The organism is Solihabitans fulvus (assembly GCF_008386585.1).
In the GTDB taxonomy this organism is placed as follows: Bacteria; Actinomycetota; Actinomycetes; order Mycobacteriales; family Pseudonocardiaceae; genus Solihabitans; species Solihabitans fulvus.
On record NZ_VUOB01000029.1, the window covers coordinates 25,042 to 42,209 of the forward strand.

Consider the following 17,168-nt stretch of genomic DNA (forward strand, 5'->3'; position numbering starts at 1 on the left):
GGATGAGAGTGCGAAGATGCCGCCAGGAGCGGGACGGGGGACAGCGATGAGGACGAGATTTGCGGCACCGGTTCGCGCGCTGGCCATGCTCTGCCTGTCTGTCGTCGGTATCGGCGTCGCCGTTCTGGTCGTCGCCAGCGCAGCGCTGATGTTGGTCGGCGTCGGCAGGTACGTGTTCCCGTCGGCAGTGTCGCTGCTGCGGCGGGTCACGGACGCGGCCAGGTGGCTGGCGGGGCGGGTCGGCGTGGAGATCGAGCGCCCCTACGGTCCCGAGACGGGCGCGGTCGCGTTGCTGAAGGCGCGGACGACGTGGCGAGACGTGCTCTGGGCGGTCCTCGAACCGATCATCGGCACCTGGGCGGCGGCGTTGGCGCTGGGTATGCCGCTGTACGGGGTGTACGGCGTGGCGGTGCAGCCGTTCGTGTGGCAGGCCAATGCGCGGGCTGGCGGTGCCAACGCCTACGGCGTCATCCACGTGACCTCGACGGCCACTGCGCTGGCGGCCATCCCGGTCGGGCTCGCGTTGATCGCGCTCGGCCTCTACATCGGTCCGAAACTGCTGCGGCTGCGCGCCCGCTGGACGGGTGCGCTGCTCGGGCCGTCGCGGACGACCGCGCTGGAACACCGGGTCGAGACGCTGGTGGAGACGCGCTCGGACAGCGTCGACGCGCAGGCCGCGGAACTGCGCAGGATCGAGCGCGATCTGCACGACGGCGCGCAGGCACGGCTGGTCGCGGTGGGCATGGGGCTTGGCAATGCCGAGCGGCTGTTCGACGAAGATCCGGCGGCGGCCCGCGAGCTGCTGGCCGTGGCGAGGGAGGCGTCCGCCAAGGCGTTGGACGAGTTGCGGGATCTGGTGCGGGGTGTGCACCCACCGGTACTGGCCGACCGGGGCCTCGCCGACGCGATCCGCGCACTGGCACTGGATTCCCTGCTCGATGTCGACGTGTCCGCCGAGCTGCCGGGACGGCCCACACCACCGGTCGAGTCCGCCGTCTACTTCGCCGTCAACGAACTGCTCGCCAACACGAGCAAACACGCCGGCGCGGTGGCCGTCCGCGTCGCGCTTGACTACCGCAACGGCGTGTTGACCTGCGATGTCGTCGATGACGGCGGCGGCGGTGCCGATCCGGCCCGTGGCACCGGGTTGCGTGGCATCCACAGCAGGCTGGCCGTCTTTGACGGGACGATCGCCATCCACAGCCCGCTCGGCGGCCCCACCCGCATCCGGCTGGAGGTGCCGTGCGCGATCAGGTCCGCGTAGTCGTCGCCGAGGATCTGTTCCTCATCAGGGACGGGCTGGTCCGCATGCTCACCGAGCACGGCTTCACGGTCGTGGCCGCGGTCGACAACGGCCCGGCGCTGCGCAGGGCGCTGGCCGAGGACCGGCCCGACGTGGCGGTCGTCGACGTGCGGCTGCCGCCGACGTTCACCGACGAGGGCCTCCAGGCCGCGATCCACGCGCGCCGTCAGCGGCCAGGATTCCCGGTGTTGGTGCTGTCCCAGTACGTGGAGCAGCTCTACGCCCGTGAACTGCTCGCCGACGGCGCAGGGGCGGTCGGTTACCTGCTGAAGGACAGAGTGTCCAACACCGGACAGTTCATCGACGCGGTCGAATCGGTGGCAGGCGGCGGCATCGCGATGGACCCGCAGGTCGTCGCCAAACTGCTGACCCGAGGGGACGCGCGCGGCCGCACGGCCGAACTGAGCCCCCGCGAACGCGAGGTGCTGAGCCTGATCGCTGCGGGGCGCTCCAACGCGGCCATAGCCCATCAGCTGACGATCTCCGCCAGCGCGGTCACCAAACACATCGCGGGCATCTTCGGCAAGCTTCATCTGCCGGAGTCCGAGGACGACAACCGCCGCGTCCTGGCCGTGCTCGCCTATCTCCACCGCTGACCGAACTTGACTCCCGCGCGGTGATGCGGGCGCTGGTGGCCCGAGATTTCCCGGAGAGTGACACCGTCATTTCTTGATCTCATACCGCAGGAGGACCACACCGTTGTCGGACCCGGTCGCCTCGACCAGCTTCAGGTCCTGGCGATCCTCGAAGACGCGGGTTCCCTTGCCGCGTGCCGCCGGGCAGACCAGCAGCCGGACCTCGTCGACGACGCCGGCGTCCAGCAGGGAGCGCATGAGTGTCAAGCTTCCCCACAGCCAGAGGTCATTGCCGCTCTGCTCCTTGAGCTCCAAGACGGTGGCGGCCGGGTCGCGCGTCACGGTCGCGGCGGGGAAGTCGCCCCAGGGGGCGTCCTCCAGTGTGGATGAGGCGACGAACTTGGTGAGGTTGTTGAGCTTCCTGCCCCACTCGCCCTGGTCTTCGGCGAAGGGCCAGTAGCCCTTGGATTCGTTGTAGGTATTCGCGCCGAGGATCATCGTGTCGACCGAGTCGATGAAGGCCATCATGCTGTTCTGGAAGGGGTTGTCGGTGACCTCGTCGTCGAACGGTTCCCCGGACACGAAGCTGAGGCCGCCGTCCTCCTCCGCGGCGATGTTATCGACGGTGACCCACTGCTGGACGATGAGCTTTCGCATGACTGTCCCTTCCCCTGTGCGCTGCTGCGGCCACGCCGGCCGCATCTGCCTCTGGGACGGAGCAGCCACGCCGATCTCGACATCCAGAGGAGACCCGGCGACCTGATTGTGAGCCGCGCCGGCCGACAAGGCGCTGACCTGGGGCTTTGAGTGGGGCCAGAGGGACTCGAACCCTCACTGGCACGGACCTAAACCGTGTGCCTCTGCCAATTGGGCTATGGCCCCAGGCCCGGCCGCGCGCGGCCGAGCGGACGAAGCCTATCTCGGCCGACGAGCGGGTCGTGCCGGGGGACGATCCGAGCGGCGCGGGGCGTGCGGGTCACGGCACGGGGCTCGGGGCGGTCAACTACCGTGGTCCCAGCCGGAAGGCACCGCTGCTAGGAGGACATGTGGCCCGCGACCCCGACACCATTCAGCGCGAGATCGAACAGGCCCGCGACGCGCTGGCGACAACCCTGGACGAGCTGGGCACCAGGGCGAACCCGAAGCGCTTCGTGGAGTCCGGCAAGGCGAGCGTGCGCGCGAAGCTGGACGAGCCCAAGGTCCGCTACCCGCTGATCGCGGTCGCCGCCCTGCTCGCGTTCGCGCTGCTGCGCAAGCTGTTCCGGTAGCCGACGCGTCCCCGTCCCCGCCGGGCCTCCGGCGCGGGCGGGGTCAGCTCGGCTGACCGACCAGCGGCAGCAGCACCTGGTCGACGACGCGGTCCACGAACGGCACGTCCAGCGGGTCGCCGGTCAGCATCAACCGATAGGTGAGCGCGGCGCCGGCAAGCTCGACGACCATGCCCCTCGGCGCGTCCGCCCGCACCTCGCCGCGCGTGGTGGCCCGGTCCAGGATGCCCCGCAGCACATCGCGCTGGGAGATCAGGAACGTCTCGCGGAACGCGGCCGCCAGCTCCGGCTCGTGCGGCAGCTCCCCGACCAGCGCCTGCGCCGCCTTGCCGATCGGCCCGGACAGGAACGCCGCGAACGTGCGCAGGAACTCCCGCAGATCACCGGCCAGCGAACCGGTGTCCGGCGACGGCAGGTTCTGGTTGGCCAGCTGCGCGCACGTGTCGATCACCAGGTCGAGCTTCGACTCCCACCTGCGGTAGATCGTCGCCTTGCCCGCCCGCGCCTTCGCCGCGACCGCGTCCATGGTCAGTGCCCGGTACCCCACCTCGGCCATCACCTCGAGCGCGGCCTTGCGGAGGGCGTCATCCCTGCTGGCATCCCTGGGCCGACCACGTTGCACGGTCCGAGACCCGGCGTCGTACGGCGCTGCCGCCAAGGCCCTGCCACCTCCTCGATCGGGGAGGGCGCACGCGTTCGGTCCTGTTGGCCTGTCCTTGCCCACCCCTGACGGGTCATCCTAGGTGTTGCGGCCGGCTTCTTGTTCGATTAGGTCGGACCATTGACCGGTCGCGTCTGGTTGTTACCCGCTCGGTCATCCGTCGGGTTTGTCGGCGGTCGCGTCCTCGCCTTCGGGTCCGGTGGGATCGGCGGTCCCGGTGGGATCGGCGATCTGGGTAGGGCTGACGGTCTTGGTCACCGTGACGGGCTCGGCCGCCGGCGGAGGGTTGGTTGGCTCGGTGGCGGCCTCGGGCGGGGCGGCTGTTGGCGCGTCGCGGGTCTCGGCCGGTGGCTGGGCCGCCGGTTCGACCGGTGGCTGGCCTGGGCCTGTGGCGCTGAGGCCGTGCCTGGCGTGCAGGTACGCCGTGGTGAACGCGAGCGCGTCGCCCTCGAGCAGGTGCACGACGGTGACGTCCTGCTTGGTGTCCTTGGTCAGCTGCTCCACGAGCTGGTCCGCGCGGTCCCGCGCGGCGATCAGCCCCGGCGCGTGCGCGTCGAGGCTCCGGCCGCCGGTGCTGGCCCTGACGGCCCAGTCATCGCCTTCCGGGACGTAGTTGACCGTGATGGGTTCCGCCGCCATTGATCCGACCTCCCTGTGCTGGGCACTCCATATGGTCGGACCAGGTTCCGTCGGTCGCATGACGCGCTTTACCCAGATGGGTGAAATTCGACCCGATTTTCTGCGGGCGGCTGCCGCCTGCGCCTACCGGCTGTGCGCGGGCACCCGGTCGCCGGCCTGGTCGCCGACGAGCCGGCCGGCGACCCGCCGCAGCGCCTCGGTCAGCTCGGCCTGTTCGCCGGGGCGCCAGTCGGACAGCTTCTCGGTCAGCCACCCCTGCCACGCCTCGGCGAGCTTGTGGAACTCCCGTTCCCCCGTCGGGGTGAGTTCGACCCTGCCGTCGCCGCCGGTCAGGTAGCCGGCGTCGACGGCCTGGGTGAACGCCGGGGCCAGCACCGCGGCCGGCACCTGCACCTGCTCGGCGATGTCGGTCAGCTCGGCCCCGCCGCGCCGGTCCCGGCTCAGGTGCACCCGCACCACGCACCAGGCGGCGGCCTCGTCGAGTTCGGAGCTCGACCTGGTCAGCACCTCGGTCGTCACGGTGGCGCGCTCGCGTCGCATCAGCGCCCCGATGGCCTGTTCGAGCTCCTGGTCCGAGTCGGGGGACGCCGGCATGGCGAACCCGTCGCCCATGTCGCTCGCCGCCGCGCGCGCGGTGTCCCGCAGCGGCACCTCCTTGAGGAAGAACGACAGCACCAGGGCGATCAACGCGACGGGGATGACCGCGAGGAACACCACGTGCAGCGTCTCCGCGTAGGCGTGCACCAGGGGAGCGGACAGCGCGCCGGGCAGTGTGTGCAGCGCCTGCGGGCTCTGCGCGACCCGGGGATCGACACCCGGCGGCAGCGGGTTCGCGGCGAGCGCCTCGGCGAGGTTGGTGGTCAGCTTGTTGGCGTAGACCGTGCCGAACACGGCGACGCCGAACGAGCTGCCCAGCGTCCGCAGGAACGTCACGCCGGAGGTGGCGACGCCGAGATCGGCGTAGTCGCAGGTGTTCTGCACGGCGATGACCAGCACCTGCATGCCGAGCCCGACGCCGACGCCGAGCACAAACATGTACAGCGAGGACAGCAGCAGGCCGGTGGTCTCGTCCAGCATGGACAGCAGGTAGAAGCCGACGGTCATGGCGGCGGCGCCGAGCATCGGGTAGATCCGGTAGCGGCCGGTCCTGCTCACCGCGGTGCCGCTGAAGATCGACGCCAGCAGGATGCCGAAGACCATCGGCAGCATCCGCAGCCCCGAGACGGTCGCGGAGGTGCCCTGCACGTACTGCATGTAGGTGGGCAGGTAGGTGATGCCGCCGAGCATCGCGAAGCCGACGATGAAGCTCATCAGGCCGGCGACCGTGAACACGGGGTTGCGGAACAACAGCATGGGCAGCACAGGTTCGACCGCGCGCAGCTCGACGAACACGAACAGCGTCAGCGCGACGACCGAGCCGACCGCGAGCCAGATGATCGTCGGCGAGCCCCACGGGTAGGTGGTGCCGCCCCAGCTCGTGACGAGGGTGAGGCCGCTGGCGCCGAGCGCGATCAGCAGGATGCCCAGGTAGTCGATGACCGGCCTGACCGCGCTGCGCACGGCGGGGATGGCCGGCACGGCGACGGCCAGGACGATGACCGCGACAGGGATGTTGACGTAGAACGCCCAGCGCCAGGACAGGTGGTCCACGAACAGGCCGCCGAGCAGCGGGCCGATGACGGTGACCACGCCGAACACCGAGCCGAGCGCGCCCTGGTACTTGCCCCGGTCGCGCAGCGGGATCACGTCGGCGATCAGCGCGCTCGCGGTCACCATCAGACCGCCGCCGCCGAGGCCCTGCACGCCCCGCCACAGGATCAGCCAGGTCATGCTGTTGGCGAACCCGCAGAAGAACGAGCCGATCGTGAAGATCAGCACGCTGGTCAGGAACATCTGCTTGCGGCCGAACAGGTCGCCGAACTTGCCGACCAGGGCGGTGGAGATGGTCTCCGCGAGCAGGTAGGCGGTGACGACCCAGGACAGGTGCCCCGCGCCGCCGAGGTCGCCGACGATGGTCGGCAGCGCGGTGGACACGATCGTCTGGTCGAGGGCGGCCAGCAGCATGCCGAGCATGACCGCGACGAACACCGCGTTCGCGCGCGCCTTGCTGACCCCGGCCGGGGCCTCCCGCTGGTCGGCCGCCGCGGTCTCCGTCATCGCTGTCTCCCCGCTGATCAGGTGTTTTCGGCCGCCCCAGGGTCACCGTATTGATCAGCGCGCGCGATGGCAGCTACACCTTCGGCTGGTTTTGTCCGACACGGCGATGTTGCCGTCTGAGTGGTGATGTTCGATCTGCGTGGATTCACGGCGGATTTGGTCGCATTGGCTCTTGAATTCGCGCGGCGAAGCTCCTACCTTGCAGGAGTTGACTGGGTCTGTGCCCCGCCGCGCTCCGACCCGCCGTCCTGGCGTGCGTGGTGAGGAAAGGACCTGTGTCCATGCGCAGAAGAATTCTCGCGGTGTGCACCGCACTGTCCACAGTGGTCGGTGCGGCGGTTGTCGCCCTCGGCGTCACGGTGTCGGCGGCACCGCCGGCGCTGGCGCTGGACAACGGCCTGGCCAAGACCCCGCCCATGGGGTTCAACAACTGGAACTCGACGCATTGCAGCGGCACGTTCAACGAGGGCATGGTCAAGGGCATCGCCGACCTGTTCGTCTCGTCCGGGCTCAAGGCGGCCGGGTACCAGTACGTCAACATCGACGACTGCTGGGCCGAGCCGACCAGGGACTCCAGCGGCAACCTCGTGCCGAACAGGACGCGCTTTCCCAACGGCATCAAGGCCGTCGCGGACTACGTGCACGGCAAGGGGCTGAAGTTCGGCCTGTACAGCAGTGCCGGCATCAAGACCTGCAACGGGACCGGCGGCTTCCCCGGCGGCCTCGGCCACGAGCGGCAGGACGCCGCGCTCTGGGCGTCCTGGGGCGTGGACTACCTCAAGTACGACAACTGCAACAACCAGGGGGTCGACGCGAAGCAGCGCTACACCGCCATGCGGGACGCGCTCGCGGCCACCGGCCGGCCGATCACCTACTCGCTGTGCGAGTGGGGGCAGAACAAGCCGTGGACGTGGGCCAGCAACGTCGGCAACCTGTGGCGCACCACCGGGGACATCAACGACAGCTACGCGAAGATGCTGTCCATCTTCAAGGCGAACGTGAAGCTGGACGCCTTCGCCGGGCCCGGCCACTGGAACGACCCGGACATGCTGGAGGTCGGCAACGGCAAGATGTCCGACACCGAGTACCGCAGCCACTTCAGCCTCTGGTCGATCATGTCCGCGCCGCTGCTGATCGGCTCCGACATCCGCAAGGCGTCCTCGGCGACCATGACCATCCTGGAGAACACCGACGTCATCGCGGTCGACCAGGACACCCTTGGCGTGCAGGGCAAGGAGATCTCCTCCGCCAACGGGCTGCACGTGATCACCAAGCCGTTGGCCGGCGGTGACCGCGCCGTCGCGCTGTTCAACGAGACGGGGTCGAGCGCCACGATCAGCACCAGCGCGAGCGCGGTCGGCGCGCGGTCGGCGTCCTCGTGGCAGCTCACGGACCTGTGGAGCAAGGCGACGCGCAGCACCACGGGCACGATCAGCGCGAAGGTGCCTGCGCACGGCACCGTGATCTACCGCGTGCACGCCGTCCCGGCGCCCTCGGCGGTCACCGAGGGCTGAGCGCGGTCTGTCACGAAGGACGCCTTCCAGTACCGGATTGTCAGGAAGGCGTCCTTTGTGACATCTCCCGGCCCGGTGGACGGCGCGTGGGTGGGCGGGGAGGATGGCGGAGAACGTTCACCCTCAGCGAGGAGAACCTTGTGCGCGCGACCACGATCCACGGGCCGGGGGACATCCGGGTCGAGCAGGTCCCGGACGCCGCGGTGCGGCTGCCGACCGACGCCGTGGTGCGGGTCGAGCTGGCCTGCATCTGCGGCAGCGACCTGTGGGCGTATCGGGGTGTCGCGAAGCGCGCGGTCGGGCAGCGCATCGGGCACGAGTTCCTCGGCGAGGTCGTGGAGATCGGCGCCGAGGTGACCTCGGTCCGCGTCGGCGACCGGGTGATCGCGCCGTTCGTCTGGAGCGACGGCACCTGCGCCTACTGCGCTGCCGGCCTCCAGACCTCCTGTGTCGATGGCGGTTTCTGGGGCAGCAACGGCTCCGACGGCGGCCAGGGCGAGGCCGTGCGGGTGCCGCACGCGGACGGCACGCTCGTGCCCTTCGCCGCCGATGTCGACGAGGCGGCGCTGCCCGGCCTGCTGACCCTCTCCGACGTCCTCGGCACCGGCCACCACGCCGCCAGGGCGGCCGGCGTCGGCCCCGGCTCGGTGGTGGCCGTCGTCGGCGACGGCGCGGTTGGCCTGTGCGGGGTGCTCGCGGCGAAGCGGCTCGGCGCCGAGCGGATCATCTCGTTGGGGCGGCACGAGGACCGCGCCGCCATCGCGAAGAAGTTCGGCGCGACCGACCAGGTGGCGGAGCGCGGCGAGGCCGCCGTTGCGCGGGTGCGCGAGCTGACCGGCGGGCTCGGCGCGCCCGCGGTGCTGGAGTGCGTTGGCACCGAGCAGTCCTGGCAGACCGCCATGGGCATCGCGCGGGACGGCGGCCGGATCGGCTATGTCGGCGTGCCGCACGAGATGCCCGGCCTGCCGCTCGGGGACCTGTTCGGCCGCAACATCAGCGTGGCCGGCGGGGTCGCGCCGGTCCGCGCGTACCTGCCAGAGCTGTTGGCGGACGTGCTGGCCGGGACCATCGACCCGTCGCCGGTGTTCGACCGGACGGTCGGCCTCGACCAGGTCGCGGACGGGTATGTCGCGATGGACGAGCGCACCGCGCTCAAGGTGATCGTGCGCCCCTAGACGCGGTCCCCGTGGACGGCCGTGAGCTGGCTGCCCAGGCCGGACCACACGATGGTCATGACGTGGTCGGTGGCCTGCTCCGGGGTGATGTCGCCGCGCCGCTCGCACCACAGCGCCAGCCGCTCGCACGCGCCGACGATGATCTCCGAGGCGGCCTCGACGGCCGGCGGCGACGGCTCGGGCAGGTAGGCGGCCATCACCGCGCCGATCAGGTCGGTCTGCTGCCGCCGGATCGCCTCGATCTCCTCGACGGCGGAGGGCACCGTCACGGCGGCCTCCTGCCGCAGCAGCGCCCACGAGCGCCGGTGCTCGGAGATGAACAGGAAGAACGCGACGAGCCCTCGGCGCAGCAGGTCCTCGGGGTCGACCGCGCCCTGGATGGCCAGCTCCGTCGCCGTCCGCAGCTCGGTCCTCGCCCGGTTGATGCAGCCGATCAGCAGGCCCTCCTTGGAACCGAAGTACTCGTAGAGCATCGGCTTGGACACGCCGACCCGCTCGGCGATCTCGTCCATGGAGGCGGCCAGGTAGCCGCGTTCGGCGAAGACCTCCTCGGCGACCCGCAGCATCTGGCTCTCCCGCTCGGCGCGCGGCATCCGGCGCCTGCGGGGTGGCTGGGTCGCGGGTGCGCTGGTCACGAAATTCACCCTACCGCAGGTAATCTACTTGGAGTAACCTACTGCTGAGTAGCGTGTGAGCCACTACACAGCGGCGGAGGGCGTGTGGAGATGCGTAGGAACCGGGCGACCAAGGTCCTCATCATCGGCACCGGGTTCTCCGGGCTGGGCATGGCGATCCAGCTGAAGAAGTCCGGCGTGGACGACTTCGTGCTGCTGGAGAAGGCCGAGGACGTCGGCGGCACCTGGCGGGACAACCAGTACCCCGGCTGCGCCTGCGACATCCAGTCGCACATGTACTCCTTCTCCTTCGAGCTCAACCCACGGTGGACCAGGATGTTCGCCACCCAGCCGGAGATCTGGGCGTACCTGCGCTCGCTGACCGAGAAGTACGGGCTGCGGCGGCACATCGAGTTCGGCGCCAAGGTCAGCGGCGCGCGTTGGGACGAGGCCGCGCGCGTCTGGCACGTCACCACCGAGCAGGGCGACACCTACACCGCGCAGTCCGTCGTGGCTGGTGTCGGCGCGCTACACATCCCCAACGTCCCGGCGCTGCCCGGCGCGGAACGCTTCCAGGGCAAGGCTTTTCACTCCTCGAACTGGGACAACGACTACGACCTCACCGGCAAGCGGGTCGCGGTGATCGGCACCGGCGCGAGCGCCATCCAGTTCGTCCCCGAGATCGCCAAGCAGGTCGCCTCGCTGCACCTGTTCCAGCGCACCCCGCCGTGGATCATGCCCAAGCCGGACCGCCCGGTGCCCGAGTGGGAGCGGCGGATGTTCGACCTGCTGCCGGCGACCCAGCGGCTGTTCCGCAACGCGCTCTACTGGATGCTGGAGTCCAGGGCCGTCGGCTTCGCCAACCCGAAGCTGATGACCGCGGCGCAGGGGATTGCCAAGCGGCACATGGCAAAGCAGGTGGCCGACCCCGAACTCCGCGCCAAGCTCACGCCCGACTACACCATGGGCTGCAAGCGGGTGATCATCTCCAACAACTACTTCCCCGCGCTGACCCGGCCCAACGTCTCGGTGGTGACCGACGGGGTCGCCGAGGTGCGCGAGCACAGCATCGTGGACACGGCAGGCGTCGAGCACGAGGTCGACGCGATCATCTACGGCACCGGCTTCCACGTCACGGACTCGTTCGACTACCTCGACATCGTCGGCAGGGACGGCCGCAACCTGGCGAAGGAATGGCGCGAGCAGGGCATCTCCACCTACTACGGGATCACCGTCTCCGGCTTCCCGAACCTGTACTTCCTGCTCGGCCCGAACACCGGACTCGGCCACAACTCGGTGGTGTTCATGATCGAGTCGCAGATCCGTTACGTGGACCAGTGTCTGCGCCTGCTCGACCGCGACGGCGCGGCCGCGCTGGACGTGCGGCCCGACGTGCAGCGGCGGTTCAACCGCGAGATCCAGCACCAGCTCCGCAAGGGCGTGTGGTCGCAGGGCGGCTGCACCAGCTGGTACCTCGACGCGGCCGGCGTCAACCGCACGGTCTGGCCCGGCTTCACTTGGCGCTACTGGATGCGCACCAGGAAGCTGCGCGCCGCCGACTACGAACTCGTGGCGCCCAGCCGCGCACCCCAGCTAACCCCGAGATGACGCGTCGGTAGTGCGTTGGGCGGCCTTGACGCGCTCGGCGCGGAGCTGGTCGAGGATGGGCAGGTCTAGGGGGGCTGGCTTGGTGCCGGTGGCCCACTCGATCAGCAGGTCCGCGAGCTGCGGGTTGCGCGGCAGCACCGGGCCGTGCAGGTAGGTGCAGACGATCTTGCCCTGCACCGCGCCCTCGACCTTGCCGTCGTTGCCGGTGCCCACGGTGACCTGCGCCAGCGGCCGCGCGGCCGGGCCGAGCGTGGTGCGACCCTGGTGGTTCTCGAAGCCCGTGAGCACGCCGTCGAACAGCCCGCCGAGCGGCTTGGCCAGCACCTCGCCGATGGCCCGGTTCGGGCCGGCGTGGCTGGTGGAGTCGATCAGGCCGAGACCGGGCCTGGTGACGCCGTCGGCGCGGGTGAAGTGGTCGCCGAACAGCTGGATGCCGGCGCACACCCCGAGCACGGTCGCGCCGCGCCGCACCGCGTGCTGCAACCCGGGGTTGTCCTGGAGGTGCTTGACGGCCAGGGTCTGCGCGGTGTCCTCGCCGCCGCCGACCACGTAGATGTCGCAGCTCTCCGGCACGGCCTGGCCGAAGTTGATCGGCACGATCTCCGCCGGGATCCCGCGCCAGGCCAACCTCTTCTGGAGCACGACGGCGTTGCCGAAGTCGCCGTAGGTGCCCAGCAGGTCGGGCAGGACGAGCGCGATCTGGACGGTCGAGTCACTGCGCATTGGCTGCCTTAGCGTTCAGGTCTCGGAAGGCGGTGTAGTTGGCGATCACCTCGACGGCCCCCTGCGGGGCCGCGTCGATCGCCTTGAGCGTGTCCGGCACGACGGTGTGCCTGACCTCGGCGTAGGTGAGCCGCACCGACAGGTCGGTCGCGCGCTCGCCCGCCGCGATGACGGTCCGGCCGCGCAGCTGCTCGAACGGCACGTCCCACAGCCAGGACAGATCCCTGCCGTCGGCCTCCTTGGCGTTGACCGCGACGACCACCGCGTGGTCGCCGCCCTGGAGCATCGTCAGCGTCTCGGTCCAGCCGGCGGGGTTCTTGGACAGCAGCAGCCGCGCGGTGTGCCCGGTGCGGCTGACGGTCCGGTACCGGCCAGCGACGTCGGTCACCGACCTGACCCTGCGCACCGACTCGGCGACCGGCGCGCCGAACGCCGCAGCGCCTGCCGTGGCCATCACCGCGTTGGCCTGGTTGAACTTGCCAGGCAGGCGCAGCCCGAGCTCGATCCGCTCGCCCTGCGAGGACACCAGGTCGCCCCGGTCGACGCCCCAGTGCGGCTTCGGCCTGCCGAGGTCGCAGCTGGTGCAGTGCCAGCTGCCCTGGTCGTGCCGGATCGGGCTGCCGCAGCGCGGGCAGGACGCGGAGTCGTGGTGCCAGCCGGTGCCGGTGGCCACCCAGGCGACCCGCTTGGCGTCCCAGGCCGCCGAGGTGACCAGGACGTCGTCGCAGTTGGCCACGACGGTGCAGTTGGGCAGGTCGGTGAGCACCTTGCGCAGCGAGCGCTCGATGGTGTGCACCTCGCCGACGCGGTCGAGCTGGTCGCGGCTGAGGTTGAGCAGCAGCACCACCTCGGGCTCGACAACCTGTGCCACGGCGGGGAAGTAGCCCTCGTCGACCTCCAGCACGGCGAAGTCCGCGTCGGGGTCCTGGCTCAGCGCCGTCACCAGCCCGTCCGGCATGTTCGCGCCGCCGTGGTTGGAGGCGACCAGCCCGAGCTCGTCGACCGCCCTGGCGAGCATCAGCGTCGTGGTGGTCTTGCCGTTGGTGCCGGTGACGAGCGCCACCCGGCGTCCGGCGCACAACCGGCGCAGCGCCTGCGGGTCGAGCTTGAGGGCGACTCGGCCGCCGATCATCCCGCCCGCGCCGAGTCCCATTGCCTGGGACAGCTTGGAACTCATGTTTCCGAGCCGCACGGCGGCAGCCGTTCGCAGCGGAAGTCGGCCTGGCGTGGTCACTTCGCGATGCTAGCAAGGGCAGGTTTCGGACCCGTCAACGTGCGGCGGTTGGCCCCGTGGCCGGTCGGGCCCGCGCGGCCGAGGACCAGCCCGACAGGGGTGGGGCTGGCCGAGGCCGAGGGCGTCAGGTGGTCCGCGCGGTCCGGTCGAGTTCGCGCAGCCTGCGGATCAGCTCGACAGGGGTGAGCTGGCACAGCTGCGCCATGTACTCCAGCGCGGACAGGTCGAGGTGCACCTCGGGGGCGGCGCCGAGGGGTAGTTGGTCGAGTCGGTCGCGGGCCCAGCGGCGCAGCGGCAGCAGTTCGCCGTGGTCGTCGGCGGCGATCGCGGTCAGGTCGAGCCGGATGTGTCCGGGCGGCGGGTCGGTGAAGACCTTCTCGTGCACGCGTTGCAGGACCTCGTAGGCGGGCACGTCCAGGGCGTGGCAGATCTCCACGAGGCGGATCACCGAGCACTGTCTGGTGCCGAGTTCGTAGGTGGCCAGCGTCTGGAGCGAGATGCCGCTCTGGAGTCTGCGGTTGAGCTCCTTGCGGGTCCAGCCGCGCTGCTTGCGCAGCGTGCGGAGCTCGTCTCCCAGCACGCGCTGGTACGCAGCTGTGTCGATCTCCACGTCGCGTTCACCACCCCGGTGACCTCGGGTCCGCCGGCGTTCGGCGGTCACGTGGAGGGGAGCGACGGGGTGCGGGACGCTTACGTAGTCTGCCCGGTCTTTCACTCTAATGGGCTAGCGCTGGGGCTTCTGCCTGCCGTATTGCAGCGCGGCAGCCGGCCGCGTGGGCCCACTCCGAGTAGAGCGGGACGCACTCCGGGTAGCAGTGTGCCCCGGTCAGCAGTTGCCTCAGGCCGGCGCGGTCAGCCGCTGCCCCCGGCCGGCGCGGTCAGCCACTGCCCCGGCCGGCGCGGTCAGCCACGCAACGCGTCGGTCACGCCCGACTCGGCCTGCCCGAGCACCCTCGGATCGCGCTTGGTCACCAGGCCCTCCCAGATGGCCTTGCCGTCCGCGAACGCCTCCCTGACGTAGCCGTAGGCGGTGACCCCCGCCGAGGTCGACCACGAGTCGTGGCCGACGCCGAACGCCTCGATCCCCGCCGCGCGGCACAGGGCGACGGCCCTTGGCAGGTGGAAGCTCTGGGTCACCACCACCGCGCGGTCCACGCCGTAGACCCGGTGCGCCCGCGTGCAGGAGTCCCAGGTGTCCAGGCCGGCGCGGTCCTCGACGATCGCGCGCGCCGGCACGCCATGGTCCAGCAGGTACCGGCGCATCGCGGCGGGCTCGTCGTAGTCCCCGGCGCCCTCGCCGCTGAGCAGCAGCACTCGCACCCGGCCCGTCCGGTACAGCTCCTCGGCGATGTCCAGCCGCCCGGCCAGCAGCCCCGTCGGCCGGTTGTCGCGGGTCAGCCCGGCCCCGAACACCAGGGCGACCGGCGCCTGCGGCACCGACGCCGCGTCGAACCGGTAGTCCGACGTCGACGCGTAGGCCCAGGTGACCGACCCGAGCGACAACGCGGTCAGCGCGCCGACGGCCAGCACCGCCACCCGCAGTGACTTGCGCACGTTCGACCCTTTCCTTTGCGCGCCAGTACTTCTCGCGGTGGTCAGTTGACGCAGGTGACGCCGTTGGCCGTGATGGGCGCGTCGTCGGTGCCCGCCTGCTGGCGCGCGACGCCGGTGTTGCCGTCCAGCGCGAGGCCGCCGGGGGCGGTGACGCCCTGCGAGGAGCCGGGGCCCTTGTAGTCCGAGCCGAGGAACACCCGCACGTGGCCGGTCGGGATGTTGTTGTCCTGCTGCACCGCGAGGCCGCCGAGGGCCTGCGCGGCGCTCTTCGCGCCGGCGTCGCCGCCCTTGCCGTACAGCACGACCGAGGACTTGAGCGGGTTCGCGTTGTCCGTGTTGCCCTTGCCGAAACCCTTGGCCACCAACGCGTTCAGCACCTGTGCGGCGAGGCCGGGCACGCCGGAGGCGTTGCGCACCTCGGCGGTGACCGAGGCGTTGTCCGTGCCGGAGTCCTGCGTGGCACTGCCGGACGGGGTCGCCGGCTTGCTCGGGTCGGCGCTGTCGGTCAGCCCCTGCACGAAGTTGCGCACCTGCGCCGGGTCGACCTCGACGGCCTCGCCGTCCTCTGCGGTCTTCAGGTCGGGGCGTCCGGTCGGGATCGTCTGGAACTGGATGGCGCCGCCGGTGAGGCCCTGCATGCGCTGCGCGAAGCTCAGGATGTCCCAGCCCTGGTCGATCACGATCGACTTCTTGAGCGCGGTGATCAGGTCGCCGAGCTTGCTCGGGTTGGTCAGCACGCCGGCCGACAGCATCTTCTTGGCCATGCCGGCCATGAAGACCTGCTGGCGGACGATGCGGTCGAGGTCGCTGCGCGGCAGGCCGTAACGCTGCCGCACGAAGGACAGGGCCTCCTTGCCTTGGACCGTCTGCGGGCCTTTGGCGAAGTTCGCGCCGGACTTCGAGTCCTTGGTCGCGGCCTTGAGGCAGACGTCGACTCCGCCGATCGCCTTGGTGATGTCGTAGAACCCGACCAGGTTGACCTCGCTGTAGTGGTCGATGGTCGCGCCGGTCAGGTTCTGGATCGTGGCGATGAGGTTCTTGGCGCCCGCCTGGTTGGACTGCACCTCGAGCTGGGCGGAGTCCTTCACGCCCTGGGCCTGCAACTGCTTGATCGCCGCGTTCTTGCCGTAGGAGTACGCCGAGTTGATCTTGTGTTTGCCGTAGCCGCCCGCGATGTCCACAAAGGAGTCGCGGGGGAACGAGATCGCCATGGCCTTGGCGTTGTTGTTGGGGATGTGCAACAGGATCAGCGTGTCGGTGTTCAGTCCGCCGTCGTCGCTGCCGCCGGCCTGCAACTCGTCGAGGACATCCTGCGACAGTGGATGCCCCTGGGCGTCCTTGCGGCTGTCCATGCCGACCAACAGGATGTCCATCGCGCCGTCGGCCGGCTTGTCGCCGCCCGCGTCCTTGCTGATGACGTCCGTGGTCTGCATGCCCTTGGAGAGGTTCTGGAAGTTCGCCCACGCGTACCCGGTCACGCCGAGCACCAGCAGCGAGACCACGACCAGCAGCACCTTGGCGCCGTTCAGCGCGCTCCTGGTGCCGGTCGACCGCCTCGGCGGTGGCGTCCTGCGCCGCGCGGCCGGCGCGTCGACGCCCTCGGCGCGGCTGCTCGACGGGCCTCGGCCGCCGGACGCACCCCGGCTCAGCGCGGTCGCCTCGGGAGTGCGGGGCCGCTGGGCCGGGCGTGGCTCGGCGCGGTCGGCCGGCCTGCGGTTCGGCGGGTCCTGGCGGGGCGGGTCCTGGCGGGGCGGGGTCGGGCGGCGGGGCGGGTCGACGGGCTGACGGTCGCCGCGCGCCGGGGGCGGCTGCCGCCTGCCCCAGTCCTCGGCGCCTTGGCGGTCCGCGCGTCCCTGCATGCCGTCCCCCTGGGACAGCGGGCGCCGCGGCTGGTCCGGACCGGGACGTCCGGCGGAGCCGCGCGGCGGGACCGGTCGACCGGGGAACCCGGAGGGTCCGCCTGGCCTGGGAGGCCGGTTATCCACGCCACACTCCTTCCCTGTCCGATTTCGATCGGCCCGTTGGCCGGTTCGCCGCTAGGTTGGACGTGGCGAGAGCCCCTCGGGTTGCTCGTAGCGTGACACAACTCGCCCCGTGGTCTGGGCCGTACCGCCAGGCGAGGCCGCTGACCAGCGCAGACAGG

Annotated in this window: 16 protein-coding genes and 1 tRNA gene; 6 read left to right on the forward strand and 11 right to left on the reverse strand. The window is 70.6% G+C overall.

What is annotated here, in order from left to right; genetic code table 11:
- The first annotated feature begins 46 nt into the window (after positions 1-46).
- Both F0L68_RS17455 and F0L68_RS17460 read left to right on the forward strand, forming a co-directional pair.
- Entirely contained in the window at positions 47-1,264 is a 1,218-nt protein-coding gene (locus F0L68_RS17455; RefSeq protein WP_188316632.1) for a sensor histidine kinase, read from the forward strand.
- A 44-nt stretch (positions 1,265-1,308) separates the two neighbouring features.
- Entirely contained in the window at positions 1,309-1,899 is a 591-nt protein-coding gene (locus F0L68_RS17460; RefSeq protein ID WP_438672292.1) for a LuxR C-terminal-related transcriptional regulator, read from the forward strand.
- A 66-nt stretch (positions 1,900-1,965) separates the two neighbouring features.
- Here F0L68_RS17460 and F0L68_RS17465 read toward each other — a convergent pair whose 3' ends face one another.
- Together F0L68_RS17465 and F0L68_RS17470 are read right to left on the reverse strand one after the other, a co-directional pair.
- Positions 1,966-2,535 (reverse strand): dihydrofolate reductase family protein, encoded by a 570-nt coding sequence (locus tag F0L68_RS17465; RefSeq protein ID WP_149850657.1) that lies wholly within the window; start codon positions 2,533-2,535, stop codon positions 1,966-1,968.
- Between the two features lie 151 nt (positions 2,536-2,686).
- Positions 2,687-2,760, reverse strand: a tRNA-Leu gene (locus F0L68_RS17470).
- Between the two features lie 164 nt (positions 2,761-2,924).
- Here F0L68_RS17470 and F0L68_RS17475 point away from each other — a divergent pair.
- A complete protein-coding gene (locus F0L68_RS17475; RefSeq protein WP_149850658.1) occupies positions 2,925-3,146 on the forward strand; it encodes a DUF3618 domain-containing protein in 222 nt (73 codons plus the stop codon).
- 43 nt (positions 3,147-3,189) lie between these two features.
- Here F0L68_RS17475 and F0L68_RS17480 read toward each other — a convergent pair whose 3' ends face one another.
- The 3 genes from F0L68_RS17480 to F0L68_RS17490 all read right to left on the reverse strand — a co-directional run bounded on the left by F0L68_RS17480 (position 3,190) and on the right by F0L68_RS17490 (position 6,603).
- Complete coding sequence (locus F0L68_RS17480; RefSeq protein ID WP_149850659.1) at positions 3,190-3,804, reverse strand: TetR/AcrR family transcriptional regulator; 615 nt, start codon at positions 3,802-3,804, stop codon at positions 3,190-3,192.
- 156 nt (positions 3,805-3,960) lie between these two features.
- The gene (locus F0L68_RS42415) at positions 3,961-4,446 is read right to left on the reverse strand and encodes a hypothetical protein (RefSeq protein ID WP_188316633.1); all 486 of its coding nucleotides are present in this window, start codon (positions 4,444-4,446) and stop codon (positions 3,961-3,963) included.
- A 123-nt stretch (positions 4,447-4,569) separates the two neighbouring features.
- Positions 4,570-6,603, reverse strand: coding sequence for an MFS transporter (locus F0L68_RS17490; RefSeq protein WP_149850660.1), 2,034 nt, complete (start codon positions 6,601-6,603; stop codon positions 4,570-4,572).
- Positions 6,604-6,884: 281 nt separating this feature from the next.
- On the opposite strand from F0L68_RS17490, the gene F0L68_RS17495 reads away from it, so the two are divergent.
- Positions 6,885-8,117, forward strand: a complete 1,233-nt coding sequence (locus F0L68_RS17495; RefSeq protein WP_149850661.1) for a glycoside hydrolase family 27 protein — start codon at positions 6,885-6,887, stop codon at positions 8,115-8,117.
- A 140-nt stretch (positions 8,118-8,257) separates the two neighbouring features.
- Positions 8,258-9,292, forward strand: coding sequence for a zinc-dependent alcohol dehydrogenase family protein (locus F0L68_RS17500; RefSeq protein ID WP_149850662.1), 1,035 nt, complete (start codon positions 8,258-8,260; stop codon positions 9,290-9,292).
- On the opposite strand, the gene F0L68_RS17505 is transcribed toward F0L68_RS17500, so the two are convergent.
- Entirely contained in the window at positions 9,289-9,885 is a 597-nt protein-coding gene (locus F0L68_RS17505; protein ID WP_149850749.1) for a TetR/AcrR family transcriptional regulator, read from the reverse strand. The two genes, F0L68_RS17500 and F0L68_RS17505, sit on opposite strands and share 4 nt — an antisense overlap.
- Before the next feature lie 132 nt (positions 9,886-10,017).
- Between F0L68_RS17505 and F0L68_RS17510 the strand changes: the two genes are divergently transcribed.
- Positions 10,018-11,514 carry a flavin-containing monooxygenase gene (locus F0L68_RS17510; protein ID WP_149850750.1) on the forward strand — a complete coding sequence of 499 codons (1,497 nt, stop codon included), beginning with the start codon at positions 10,018-10,020 and terminating at the stop codon, positions 11,512-11,514.
- Here the strand turns inward: F0L68_RS17510 and F0L68_RS17515 are convergent.
- From F0L68_RS17515 to F0L68_RS17535, 5 genes are all read right to left on the reverse strand, one after another.
- A complete protein-coding gene (locus F0L68_RS17515; RefSeq protein WP_149850663.1) occupies positions 11,500-12,237 on the reverse strand; it encodes a type 1 glutamine amidotransferase in 738 nt (245 codons plus the stop codon). The genes F0L68_RS17510 and F0L68_RS17515 overlap by 15 nt on opposite strands.
- Complete coding sequence (locus F0L68_RS17520; RefSeq protein WP_149850751.1) at positions 12,227-13,414, reverse strand: Mur ligase family protein; 1,188 nt, start codon at positions 13,412-13,414, stop codon at positions 12,227-12,229. The genes F0L68_RS17515 and F0L68_RS17520 overlap by 11 nt, the downstream gene beginning before the upstream one ends.
- 181 nt (positions 13,415-13,595) lie before the next feature.
- Entirely contained in the window at positions 13,596-14,081 is a 486-nt protein-coding gene (locus F0L68_RS17525) for a helix-turn-helix domain-containing protein (RefSeq protein ID WP_149850664.1), read from the reverse strand.
- Positions 14,082-14,374: 293 nt separating this feature from the next.
- Complete coding sequence (locus F0L68_RS17530; protein ID WP_223198878.1) at positions 14,375-15,025, reverse strand: SanA/YdcF family protein; 651 nt, start codon at positions 15,023-15,025, stop codon at positions 14,375-14,377.
- A 41-nt stretch (positions 15,026-15,066) separates the two neighbouring features.
- A complete protein-coding gene (locus F0L68_RS17535) occupies positions 15,067-16,884 on the reverse strand; it encodes an LCP family protein (RefSeq protein ID WP_149850665.1) in 1,818 nt (605 codons plus the stop codon).
- Positions 16,885-17,168: the final 284 nt, after the last annotated feature.

Excerpts from the sequence above, each read along its gene's own strand:
- F0L68_RS17505 (WP_149850749.1), bottom strand. The coding sequence starts at position 9,885 with ATGCCGCGCGCCGAGCGGGAGAGCCAGATGCTGCGGGTCGCCGAGGAG.
- F0L68_RS17520 (WP_149850751.1), bottom strand. The coding sequence starts at position 13,414 with ATGAGTTCCAAGCTGTCCCAGGCAATGGGACTCGGCGCGGGCGGGATG.
- F0L68_RS17510 (WP_149850750.1), top strand. The coding sequence starts at position 10,018 with ATGCGTAGGAACCGGGCGACCAAGGTCCTCATCATCGGCACCGGGTTC.
- F0L68_RS17535 (WP_149850665.1), bottom strand. The coding sequence starts at position 16,884 with ATGCAGGGACGCGCGGACCGCCAAGGCGCCGAGGACTGGGGCAGGCGG.
- F0L68_RS42415 (WP_188316633.1), bottom strand. The coding sequence starts at position 4,446 with ATGGCGGCGGAACCCATCACGGTCAACTACGTCCCGGAAGGCGATGAC.
- F0L68_RS17460 (WP_438672292.1), top strand. The coding sequence starts at position 1,309 with ATGCTCACCGAGCACGGCTTCACGGTCGTGGCCGCGGTCGACAACGGC.
- F0L68_RS17455 (WP_188316632.1), top strand. The coding sequence starts at position 47 with ATGAGGACGAGATTTGCGGCACCGGTTCGCGCGCTGGCCATGCTCTGC.
- F0L68_RS17465 (WP_149850657.1), bottom strand. The coding sequence starts at position 2,535 with ATGCGAAAGCTCATCGTCCAGCAGTGGGTCACCGTCGATAACATCGCC.
- F0L68_RS17490 (WP_149850660.1), bottom strand. The coding sequence starts at position 6,603 with ATGACGGAGACCGCGGCGGCCGACCAGCGGGAGGCCCCGGCCGGGGTC.
- F0L68_RS17495 (WP_149850661.1), top strand. The coding sequence starts at position 6,885 with ATGCGCAGAAGAATTCTCGCGGTGTGCACCGCACTGTCCACAGTGGTC.
- F0L68_RS17515 (WP_149850663.1), bottom strand. The coding sequence starts at position 12,237 with ATGCGCAGTGACTCGACCGTCCAGATCGCGCTCGTCCTGCCCGACCTG.